10 protein-coding genes and 1 pseudogene are annotated in these 9,869 nt (G+C 71.7%); 4 read left to right on the top strand and 7 right to left on the bottom strand.

Translation table 11 applies throughout. The features are described 5' to 3' along the window. Window positions 1-9: 9 nt before the first annotated feature. Together efeB and efeO are read right to left on the bottom strand one after the other, a co-directional pair. A complete protein-coding gene (gene efeB / locus ABT342_RS21620; protein WP_351576113.1) occupies window positions 10-1,302 on the bottom strand; it encodes an iron uptake transporter deferrochelatase/peroxidase subunit in 1,293 nt (430 codons plus the stop codon). Between the two features lie 36 nt (window positions 1,303-1,338). Beyond that, window positions 1,339-2,487 carry an iron uptake system protein EfeO gene (efeO, locus tag ABT342_RS21625; RefSeq protein ID WP_351576116.1) on the bottom strand — a complete coding sequence of 383 codons (1,149 nt, stop codon included), beginning with the start codon at window positions 2,485-2,487 and terminating at the stop codon, window positions 1,339-1,341. A 299-nt stretch (window positions 2,488-2,786) separates the two neighbouring features. On the opposite strand from efeO, the gene ABT342_RS21630 reads away from it, so the two are divergent. Beyond that, entirely contained in the window at window positions 2,787-3,488 is a 702-nt protein-coding gene (locus ABT342_RS21630; protein ID WP_351576119.1) for a PhzF family phenazine biosynthesis protein, read from the top strand. 31 nt (window positions 3,489-3,519) lie between these two features. On the opposite strand, the gene ABT342_RS21635 is transcribed toward ABT342_RS21630, so the two are convergent. Together ABT342_RS21635 and map are read right to left on the bottom strand one after the other, a co-directional pair. After that, window positions 3,520-4,164: a biliverdin-producing heme oxygenase gene (locus ABT342_RS21635; RefSeq protein ID WP_351576220.1), complete on the bottom strand. Its 645-nt coding sequence runs from the start codon at window positions 4,162-4,164 to the stop codon at window positions 3,520-3,522. A gap of 131 nt (window positions 4,165-4,295) precedes the next feature. Then, complete coding sequence (map, locus tag ABT342_RS21640; RefSeq protein ID WP_351576122.1) at window positions 4,296-5,153, bottom strand: type I methionyl aminopeptidase; 858 nt, start codon at window positions 5,151-5,153, stop codon at window positions 4,296-4,298. Window positions 5,154-5,211: 58 nt separating this feature from the next. Between map and ABT342_RS21645 the strand changes: the two genes are divergently transcribed. Next, window positions 5,212-5,442: a hypothetical protein gene (locus ABT342_RS21645; protein ID WP_351576124.1), complete on the top strand. Its 231-nt coding sequence runs from the start codon at window positions 5,212-5,214 to the stop codon at window positions 5,440-5,442. Window positions 5,443-5,709: 267 nt separating this feature from the next. Here ABT342_RS21645 and ABT342_RS21650 read toward each other — a convergent pair. Together ABT342_RS21650 and ABT342_RS21655 are read right to left on the bottom strand one after the other, a co-directional pair. Further along, a pseudogene (locus ABT342_RS21650) lies at window positions 5,710-7,032 on the bottom strand (MFS transporter). Window positions 7,033-7,132: 100 nt separating this feature from the next. Next, window positions 7,133-7,738 (bottom strand): hypothetical protein, encoded by a 606-nt coding sequence (locus ABT342_RS21655; RefSeq protein ID WP_351576127.1) that lies wholly within the window; start codon window positions 7,736-7,738, stop codon window positions 7,133-7,135. 143 nt (window positions 7,739-7,881) lie between these two features. Between ABT342_RS21655 and npdG the strand changes: the two genes are divergently transcribed. Together npdG and ABT342_RS21665 are read left to right on the top strand one after the other, a co-directional pair. Continuing rightward, window positions 7,882-8,592: an NADPH-dependent F420 reductase gene (npdG, locus tag ABT342_RS21660; protein WP_351576130.1), complete on the top strand. Its 711-nt coding sequence runs from the start codon at window positions 7,882-7,884 to the stop codon at window positions 8,590-8,592. A 63-nt stretch (window positions 8,593-8,655) separates the two neighbouring features. Then, the gene (locus tag ABT342_RS21665) at window positions 8,656-8,850 is read left to right on the top strand and encodes a hypothetical protein (RefSeq protein WP_351576133.1); all 195 of its coding nucleotides are present in this window, start codon (window positions 8,656-8,658) and stop codon (window positions 8,848-8,850) included. Here the strand turns inward: ABT342_RS21665 and ABT342_RS21670 are convergent. Further along, complete coding sequence (locus ABT342_RS21670) at window positions 8,840-9,646, bottom strand: site-2 protease family protein (protein ID WP_351576136.1); 807 nt, start codon at window positions 9,644-9,646, stop codon at window positions 8,840-8,842. The two genes, ABT342_RS21665 and ABT342_RS21670, sit on opposite strands and share 11 nt — an antisense overlap. Window positions 9,647-9,869 lie beyond the last annotated feature (223 nt).

Raw genomic sequence — 9,869 nt, forward strand, 5'->3', positions numbered from 1 at the left:
CCCTCCTGGTCACGAGAACAGCGCCCGGCCCCACCAGTCGCCCTTGTCACGGACGCCCGGCGGGATCGCGAACAGCGCCGAACCCACGTGCTGGATGTACTCGTTGAGGACGTCGCTCGCGGCCAGGCTCCGCTGGACGGGGACGAACCCCTTGGCCACGTCCCGCTGGTAGGCGAGGAAGAACAGGCCCGCGTCGAGCCGGCCGAGGCCGTCCGTACCGTCCGTGAAGGAGTACCCGCGGCGCAGCATCATGGCCCCGCCGTTGGTGTCCGGGTGGGCCAGGCGCACATGCGCGGTCGGCAGCATGGCGGGCAGGAACGGTTCGTCGCGTTCCTTGGCCTTGCCGACCGGGGCGCCCTCGCCCTTGTCGCGGCCGAAGATGTCCTCCTGCTCCTGGAGCGGGGTCCGGTCCCAGGTCTCGATGTTCATCCGGATCCGGCGCGCCACGAGATACGAGCCGCCCGCCATCCAGGCCGGGCCGTCCTTCCCGGACACCCACACGTGCTTGTCGAGGGCGGCGGCGTCCGTGCCCGCGATGTTCCGGGTGCCGTCCTTGAAGCCCATCATGTTGCGCGGCGTCTGCTCCTCGGGCGTCGTCGAGGACGTCTTGCCGAAGCCGAGCTGCGACCAGCGGACGGCGACCTTGCCGAAGCCGATGCGGGCGAGGTTGCGGATGGCGTGCACGGCGACCTGCGGATCGTCCGCGCACGCCTGGACGCAGAGGTCGCCGCCGCTGCGCGCCGGGTCGAGGTTGTCGCCGGGGAACTTCGGCAGGTCGAGCAGCGCGGCGGGCCGCTTCGCCTTCAGCCCGAAGCGGGCGTCGAACAGCGAGGGTCCGAAGCCGATCGTGAGGGTGAGGCGGGACGGCTTGAGGCCGAGTGCCTCGCCAGTGTCGTCCGGCGGGGCTTCGGGCAGACCGCCGTACGCGCCCTCGCCGACCGCCTGTCCGGCCGTCATCAGCTCGGCGGCCCGCGTCCAGTCCTTGAGCAGCTGGACGAGTTCCGCCCGGTCCTCGGTCTTCACGTCGAACGAGGCGAAGTGCAGCCGGTCCTGCACGGCGGTGGCGATACCGGCCTGATGCGCCCCGTGGAACGGTACGGCGGCGCCCGCCGCGCCCGCCGGGGCCGTGCCGTCCGCGCCGCGCGTGGCGGCCACCGCACCGCCGGCCGCGGCGGCGCCGAGCGCGAGCCCGGCACCTCCCCAGCCCAGCAGCGCGCGCCGCGAGGTCCCCTTTGCCGCCGCGGTTTCCGTGGATTCCGTGGCCTGTGTGGCCTGTGTGGCCTGTGTGGGCTCTTCGGGCATCGCCCTGTCCTCCCCGTCCTCCCCGTCCGTCCCGGACTACTTGACCACCGCGGCGGCGAGCTTCGACAGCGGCTCGGCGAGCGCGTTCACACCGTCGGACAGCTCCTTGCGCTGCGGCTCGGTGACCTTGTCGTACGAGGTGAAGACGTACGAGCCCTTGTCCGTTCGGTACTTGTCGAGCAGCGTGTTCAGCGCCGCGAACTGCTTGTCGAGCTCGGCGACCAGCTTCGGGTCGTTCTTCGCGGCGACCGGCTTCAGCAGCTCGAAGGACTTCTGCGCGCCCTCGACGTTCGCCTTGAAGTCGACCAGGTCGGTGTGGGAGTAACGCTCCTCCTCACCCGTGACCTTGCCGGTCGCGACCTCGTCGAGGAGCTCCTTGGCGCCGTTCGCCATCGAGGTGGGCGTGATCTCGGCGGTGCCGACCTTCTTCACCCAGTCGGCGAGGTCCTTGTCGAGGGTGTCGGCGAGCTTCTTCGTCTCGGGACCGAGCTTCTTGTCCTGCCACAGCGCCTTCTCCAGGCGGTGCCAGCCGGTCCACTCCTGACCCTTCTCCAGGTCCCCGATGCCGTCCTCGCGCAGGTCGACCTTCGGGTCGATGTCGCCGAACGACTCGGCGACCGGCTCGGTGCGCTCCCAGCCGATGCGCGAGTCCGCGTACGCCTTCTTCGCGGCCTCGATGTCTCCGGCGCGGACGGCGTCGGTGAACACCTTCACCTTCGGCAGGGTCTCGTCGGCCTGCTGCTGGACGTACGTGCGGTACGCGGCGACGGCCTTGTCCATCTCCGGGGACCGCTTGGTGACCGTGCCGCCGGTGGCCTTGACCTGCTGGCGTATGCCGTCGCCCCGCATCCCCGGCTTGCAGGCGATCTCGTAGTCACCGGCCTTGACCTCGGCGGTCAGCTTCGCCTTGGTGCCGGGGCCGATGTTCTCGCGCTCGGTGACGATGCGGTCGTCGGGAAAGAGGATGTAGACCTCGGTGACCTTGGAGCCCTTGTTCTCGATGTCCAGCTGGATGTGCCCGGCCGGGAACTCCTTCTTGGACACCTCGCAGGAGTCGTCCTTTGCGGTGACGGCGATCGCGCCCTCGCCGCCCTTGGCGTCGCTCTTCTCGGCGCAGCCCGTGACGGCGGTCAGAGCGGCCGCGGCCGCGGCAGCGGTGACGACGGAGAGGCGGACGGGTCGCATAGGGGCTCCACAGGACAGGACGACGGGAAATGAGGCGGACCTAACTTAACCGAGGCTTACCTGACCGCAACCCTGTTCGTCCAGTGATTCGACCCAGCCGACCGGTTGGGGAAACAGCCTGGTCACGGGTGTGTCATGGACGTCTCAGAGGCCGGTCAAGGGCCGGTCAAATATCGGGTTTCGGAGCGGCGACCGGTACGCCGCGGCGAGGCCGGGGTCGTGCGGGACGACGACGACCGCGTCGAACGCGGGTGCGGTCCCGCCGTCCCGCTGTCCTGCGGGGATGCTTGAATGCCCCGGTGACACAGGAACGACCCCACGGCATCGACGTCCTGCGCGTCTTCTGCGCCGCCGACGGCCGTCACGGCAACGCGCTCGGAGTCGTACGCGACGGCCGTCCGTACCCCGACGAGAAGTCCCGGCAGGCACTCGCCGCCGAACTGGGTTTCAGCGAGACCGTGTTCGTCGACGACCCCGAGCGCGGAGCCGTCGACATCTACACACCGGGCCTGCGCCCGCCGTTCGCCGGCCACTCTCTGGTTGGGGTGGCGTGGCTGCTCGACCTGGAGGTGGTGAACCCGTCGGCCGGCGAGGTGTGGGCGCGCTACGACGGCGAGTTCACGTGGGTCACCGCCCGCCCGGAATGGGCGCCGCCGCTCACCCTGCGGCAGTACGGATCGGCCGCCGAGGTCGAGGCGCTCGACGTAACGGCGCCGGGGGAGCGAAGCGAGATGAGGGTGCCTCCCACGCCCGAAGGGCTGTGGGGGAGGAGGTACGCCTGGGGCTGGGAGGAAGAGGCCGCGGGCCGGATCCGGGCGCGTGCGTTCCCGGGGAGGGGCGACGGCATTGACGAGGATGAGGCGACGGGCGCGGCCGCACTGCTGCTCACCGCGCGGCTCGGCCGGGCCCTGAACATCACCCAGGGCCGGGGGTCGCAGATCCTCACCGCCCCCGGCCCCGACGGCACGATCGAGATCGGCGGCCGCGTCCGCCTCGTGTGACGGCGGTCGTACGGCCGCGGTCGTGTGGTCGCTACGCGCTGAGCGGGAACTCGCCCCCGAGCTCGCGGAACACCGCCCCGTTGAAGTCGAACGCCCGCTTGCACTCGTCGATGATCCGCTGCTTCTCCAGGTCGTCCGCGTTCACCCGGTCCAGCAGCTCCCGGTAACCCCGCTTGAACGCGGCCGGGTTGGCGATCCGCTCGAAGACGTAGAAGCGGACGCCGTCGCCCTTGCGGTCGAAGCCCCATGTCCGCTCCGCCTTGTCGCGGATGATCTGGCCGCCGGAGAGATCCCCGAGGTAGCGGGTGTAGTGGTGCGCCACATAGCCCGCGGGCCAGGTGCGGGCGCACTCCTCGACCCGTGACGCGTACGCCGCGGTCGCGGGGAGGGGCTCCAGGCCCTCCCGCCAGTCCGGCCCGCGCAGATGCGCCAGGTCGCGCTCCAGCTCGGTCGCGCGGAACAGCTCCGGCTGTATGAACGGGCCCGCGACAGGGTCGTCCTTGAGGCTCTCGGCGGCGTCTTCCAGCGCCCGGTACACGAACCACAGCTGCTCGGTGTAGCGCGCGTACGCGTCGACCGGCAGCCGACCGCCGAGCAGGTCGCTCATGAAGGTCGAGGTCTCCGCTTCGGTGTGCTGTTCGTGCGACGCGACACGGATCAGGGTCGAGAAGGGCATGTCCAGCGTGTCCAAGGCGGGCCTCCGGGGACCGATGGGGACGGGAACCAGTAGGGATCTTGCTATTTAGGCTTACCTCAGTCAACTGGTTCCCGACGTCCTGTCGGTAAAAACGCTACCCCTGATTACGGTCAGGGCAACGTCAGAATTTCGGCGCCGCTCTCCGTCACCACGAGCGTGTGCTCGAACTGCGCGGTCCGCTTCCGGTCCTTCGTCACGACGGTCCAGCCGTCGTCCCACATGTCGTACTCGTGCGTCCCGAGCGTCAGCATCGGCTCGATGGTGAACGTCATCCCCGGCTGCATGACCGTGGTCGCGTGCGGGCTGTCGTAATGCGGAATGATCAGTCCGGAGTGGAACGACGAATTGATGCCGTGACCGGTGAAGTCGCGCACGACGCCGTAGCCGAAGCGCTTCGCGTACGACTCGATGACGCGGCCGATGACGTTGATCTGGCGGCCCGGCTTGACGGCCTTGATGGCCCTGGCCAGCGACTCCTGGGTCCGCTCGACCAGGAGCCGCGACTCCTCGTCCACGTCGCCGCACAGGTACGTGGCGTTGTTGTCGCCGTGCACACCGTTGATGTACGCGGTGACGTCCAGGTTCACGATGTCGCCGTCGCGCAGGACGGTCGAGTCGGGAATCCCGTGACAGATGACCTCGTTGACCGAGGAGCACAGCGACTTCGGGAAGCCGCGGTAGCCGAGCGTCGACGGATACGCCCCGTGGTCGCACATGAACTCGTGCGCGACACGGTCGAGTTCGTCGGTGGTGACCCCGGGCGCGATGAGCTTGGCGGCCTCGGCCATCGCCTGAGCGGCGATACGCCCCGCGATGCGCATGCTCTCGATCGTCTCGGCGTTCTGGATCTCCGGCCCGGTGTACGGCGTGGGCGAGGGCTTCCCGACGTATTCGGGACGCCGGATGTTCCCGGGAACGGAACGGGTGGGAGAGAGCTCCCCTGGTACGAGCAGCGACTGGCCAGACATGCCAGCGAGTCTAACCAGCGCGGGTGGGGCAGCATGGCGTCAGAGGAAGGAGCCGACGATGGCCCTGTTCAAGAAGCGCACGGTGGGCAAGCCGGGCGAGTGGTTCTACTGCCTGGAGCACAAGAAGGTCGAGGAAGGGCCCGAGTGCCCGGCCAAGAACCGCTTCGGCCCGTACGCCACCCGTGAGGAGGCGGCACACGCGATGGAGACGGCGCGCGAACGGAACCTGGAGTGGGAGACCGACCCCAAGTGGCACGACGCCCCACGCGGTCAGGACACCGCCGACTGACGGGAGGGCGGCGGGCCGCGGGCCGGGGGCGGCCCGCCGCCCGGGTCGCGGCGTACGGATGGGGCCGCGTGGGCGCCCAGGTCGCCGTGCACGGATCAGGGGGCCTGCGGCTCCGCTGGCGGTGCACGGACCGGGCCCGCGCGTCTGGCTGCCGCGTACGAGTACGGGTCTGCGGCCCCGGGGGAGCCGTGCATGGATCAGCGGGCCTGCGGCTCCGGTCGCCGCGTACGGGCCAGGGGCGTGTGGCCCCAGGCCGCCGAACCCGGATCAGGAGGCCGCCGCCCCGGCCGACGCCTCCTCCTTCTGGGCGCGGCGGCGCAGCGCGTCCTCGTCCGTCGCCGCGTCGTAGCGGACGAGCTTCGGCAGGGCCGCCGTGAGCAGCCCCACCGAGACCACGCACGCCAGCCCGCCGCTCCAGAACGCGGCGCGGGTGCCCGTCCAGCCCGCCGCGGCGCCCGCGCGGACCTGGCCCAGCTGCGGGCCGACGCTGTGCGAGAGCACCTCGATGCCCGCGAGCCGGCCGCGCAGCCCCTCGGGAATCGTCTGGTTCCAGATCGTGGACCGGCCGAGCCCGCTGAGCATGTCGCCCGCGCCCGCGAACGCCAGGCACAGCAGCACCAGCCAGACGTCGGTGAACCAGCCGGCCGCCGCGATCGCGAGCCCCCAGCCCGCCGCGCCGAAGACGACCAGCAGCCCGTGCCGCCGCACGCGGGACGTCCAGCCGCTGGTCAGGCTGAGTACGACCGACCCGACCGATCCCGCCGCATACTCCCCCGCAGCCTACGGCGCGGGAGGTGCCCCCAGCCCCAGCGACCACTCCGCGTCCAGCTCGTCCGCGAGGAACGGGAAGATCGTGTTGGGGAACGCGAAGAACATCGCGGCCAGGTCGATCGCGTACGTGCCCAGCAGCACCGGCCTGCTCCACGCGTACCGCGCACCCTCCGCGATGCCGCGCAGCGACGGCTTGTCCGCGTCGTGCGCGGGCGGCGCGGGCGCCAGCCGCGTACACAGCAGGACGGAGACGACGAAGCCGCCCGCGGTCGTCGCGTACGCCGCGGCGTGGCCCGCGTACGCCACGACCAGACCGGCCAGCGCGGGCCCCGCGATGGCGCCGAGCTGCCAGCGCACGGAGTTCAGCGCGGCCGCGGCGGTCTGCTGGTCGTGCGGAACGATCCGGGCCATGAGCGAGTCCAGGGCCGGACGCTGGAGCCCCGCGAGGGCGGAGACGCCGCCCGCGACGAGGTACAGCGGCCAGAGCGTGGGCGCCGGCAGCAGCGCGTTCACCAGCAGCACCACGGCCAGCACGCCCAGGCCCGCCTCGGTGAGCATGATGACCTTCCGGCGGTCCACGGCATCGGCGAGCGCCCCGCCGTACAGCCCGAACACCACCAGCGGCACGAGCTCGACGGCCCCCATCGCGCCCACCGCGAGCGGTGAACCCGTCAGCTCCTTGATCTGCAGCGGCAGCGCCACCATGGCCATGAAGCTGCTGAAGTACGTGACCAGCCCCTGGACCCAGAGAAGGCGGAAGTCCCGGGACGAGCGCCAGGGGGACAGGTCCGGGAGCAGTGCGGTGAGTCGTGAAGCCACGTTGCGCCATGCTCCGCTCGCGCGGTCGGGAGCGGCAACCGGTTTTCCCGCGCCGCGCCCCAGGGCGGCCGGGAGGCGCTCGCCCCCGGCCGCGTGGGGCTCACCAGCGCGACGGCGGTGGTGAGGTCAGGTGGTCCGCGAGACGGGCGAGGCGGTCGCGGAGGCGCCGCCGCCCGCGCGGCCCCACGGGCAGCACGTTCTCGCCGGCCGCCGCACCCACCAGGTGCTGGACCGTGTCCAGGTCCACCTCCGCCGTCGCGCCCACCGTGAGCGCCTCGTGCGCGAGCCCGTGCAGCTCCGGGTCGCCCCCGTCCAGCGACAGCACCGTCACCCCCGACCGGCGCGCGTCGTGCACCCGCTCCAGCAGGCCGTCGTCCGGCTGCCCCGGCGCCACCAGCAGCAGCGTCTCGCCGCGCTCCGCCGCCGTGATGCGACCGAGCCCGACGGCCAGCTGCGCGGGGGCTCCGGCACGCACCTGGTGCCGCACCAGCGTGGGGGCCAGCTCCGGCAGCCCGGACCAGGCCGCCTCGTCCACGAGATGCGCGGCGAGATGCCAGGGCTCGTACTCCGCCGTCCCCACCAGGAGCAGCCCGCCGCCCTGCGGAACGACGCAGGAGCGCAGCACCCCCGCGAACCGGCGGGCCGCCGAGGGCCACGCGGTCCCGGCGAGCACCTCTCGCAGCAGTGCGACGCGTACGGCATCCATGGCCTCGCATCCTGCCCGAGGGACGGGCCGTCGGAGCGGAGTCGGCGTCGGCTCACCCGTACGGGAAACCGTCAGCCAGGGCATCGAACGCCAGAACGGCGGGCCCGCCCCCGCCCACCCGACCAGCCAGTAATGTCGGGTCCATGACTTCACAAGACAACGCCGCCACGCCGAAGCCGGCCGCCAAGGACCCCTGGGACCTGCCCGATGTCTCCGGCCTCGTCGTCGGCGTCCTCGGCGGCACCGGTGACCAGGGCCGTGGCCTCGCCTACCGGCTCGCGCGCGCCGGGCAGAAGGTGATCATCGGCTCGCGGGCCGTCGAGCGCGCCGAGACCGCCGCCGCCGAGCTGGGCCTCGGCATCGAGGGCGCCGAGAACGCCGAGTGCGCGCGGCGCAGCGATGTCGTGATCGTCGCCGTGCCGTGGGAGGGGCACGCCAAGACCCTGGAGGCGCTGCGCGACGTGCTCGCGGGGAAGCTGGTCGTCGACTGCGTCAATCCGCTCGGCTTCGACAAGAAGGGCGCGTACGCGCTGAAGCCGGAGGAGGGCAGCGCCGCCGAGCAGGCCGCCGCCCTGCTGCCGGAGTCCCGCGTGACCGCCGCGTTCCACCACCTCTCGGCGGTGCTCCTGCAGGACGAGTCGATCGAGGAGATCGACACCGATGTGATGGTGCTCGGCGAGACGCGCGCCGACACGGACATCGTGCAGGCGCTGGCGGGGCGGATCCCCGGTATGCGCGGCGTCTTCGCGGGGCGGCTGCGCAACGCTCACCAGGTGGAGTCACTGGTCGCCAATCTGATCTCGGTCAACCGCCGCTACAAGGCGCACGCGGGTCTGCGGGTGACCGACGTCTAGATCGCGCGGGGGCATGGGGGACACTGGACCGGAACACGCCGTACCGGACAGGAGCCGACCCCCATGCCCCGCCTCGCCCTCTACGCCCTCGTCATCTGCGTCCTCGCCGTCACCGCGGCGGTCGTCTCCTTCATGCAGGGCAGCTGGCTGGGGGTCGTGTGGGTGCTGCTGGCCGGTGTGTCCTCGAACATGGCGATCTACTACATCCGCCGCGCCAAGGCGGACAGGGCCGCCGGGGCCGTGAAGGCTACCGGCTGACCGCCTCCGTGCAGACCGGGTACTGCTCGGTCCAGAAGCGGTAGAGGTCCTGGCCGCAGGCCACCTCGGCCCGGGACACCCCGAGCCCGTCCATCACCGCGAAGATCGCGTCGAAGAAGGCGCGGTTGACCTCGGGGATGAAGAGGATGACGAAGACGGCGAGCAGCCCGAACGGCGCGAACGGCTCCACCTGCCGGCGGATCCTGTGCGACAGCCACGGCTCGATCACCCCGTACCCGTCCAGCCCCGGAACCGGCAGGAAATTCAGGATCGCCGCCGTGACCTGGAGCAGCGCCAGGAACGCGAGCGCGAAGCGGAACGCCACCGGTACGCCGTCGAGCGCGCCCAGCCAGAACGGCGCCGTGCACACGACCGCGAACAGGACGTTCGTCAGCGGGCCCGCCGCCGAGATCAGACTGTGCTTCCAGCGTCCCCGGATGCGGTGCCGCTCGATGAAGACCGCGCCGCCCGGCAGGCCGATACCGCCCATGATCACGAAGAGGACGGGGAGCACGATGCTCAGCAGCACGTGCGTGTACGCGAGCGGGTTGAGCGTCAGATAGCCCTTGGCGCCGACGGTGAGGTCCCCGCTGTGCAGCGCGGTGCGGGCGTGCGCGTACTCGTGCAGACAGAGCGAGACGATCCACGCGGCCGTCACGAAGAGGAACACCGCGATGCCGGGGCCGCCCGCGAAGTCCGTCCACACCGCCCAGCCGGTGACCGCCATCACCGCGGTGATGCCGAGGAAGACGGGGGAGACCCTGCGGTCGCCGCCGCGGGTGGTGGCGGAGGTCATGAAGAGGGCTCCTCGGGGGGGCGCGAGCGTCGCGGTGGTGCGGGGTGCGGGGGTGCGGTGGTGCGGGGGTGCGGGGGTGCGGGGGTGCGGGGGTGCGGGGGTGCGGTGGTGCGGGGGTGCGGTGGTGCGGCGATGCGGGGTCGTGGGGGTGTGGGAGGAACGTACCGGTGACGTCCGGGGAACGTCCCGCGGATACCCGGGAGTTCCGCTGTCGGCGCACCGG

Origin of the sequence: Streptomyces sp. NPDC000410 (assembly GCF_040300305.1) — a bacterium.
Classification (GTDB): domain Bacteria; phylum Actinomycetota; class Actinomycetes; order Streptomycetales; family Streptomycetaceae; genus Streptomyces.

Excerpts from the sequence above, each read along its gene's own strand:
- npdG (WP_351576130.1), top strand. The coding sequence starts at position 7,882 with ATGACTTCACAAGACAACGCCGCCACGCCGAAGCCGGCCGCCAAGGAC.
- ABT342_RS21655 (WP_351576127.1), bottom strand. The coding sequence starts at position 7,738 with ATGGATGCCGTACGCGTCGCACTGCTGCGAGAGGTGCTCGCCGGGACC.
- ABT342_RS21670 (WP_351576136.1), bottom strand. The coding sequence starts at position 9,646 with ATGACCTCCGCCACCACCCGCGGCGGCGACCGCAGGGTCTCCCCCGTC.
- efeO (WP_351576116.1), bottom strand. The coding sequence starts at position 2,487 with ATGCGACCCGTCCGCCTCTCCGTCGTCACCGCTGCCGCGGCCGCGGCC.
- ABT342_RS21665 (WP_351576133.1), top strand. The coding sequence starts at position 8,656 with ATGCCCCGCCTCGCCCTCTACGCCCTCGTCATCTGCGTCCTCGCCGTC.
- ABT342_RS21645 (WP_351576124.1), top strand. The coding sequence starts at position 5,212 with ATGGCCCTGTTCAAGAAGCGCACGGTGGGCAAGCCGGGCGAGTGGTTC.
- efeB (WP_351576113.1), bottom strand. The coding sequence starts at position 1,302 with ATGCCCGAAGAGCCCACACAGGCCACACAGGCCACACAGGCCACGGAA.
- map (WP_351576122.1), bottom strand. The coding sequence starts at position 5,153 with ATGTCTGGCCAGTCGCTGCTCGTACCAGGGGAGCTCTCTCCCACCCGT.
- ABT342_RS21635 (WP_351576220.1), bottom strand. The coding sequence starts at position 4,164 with ATGCCCTTCTCGACCCTGATCCGTGTCGCGTCGCACGAACAGCACACC.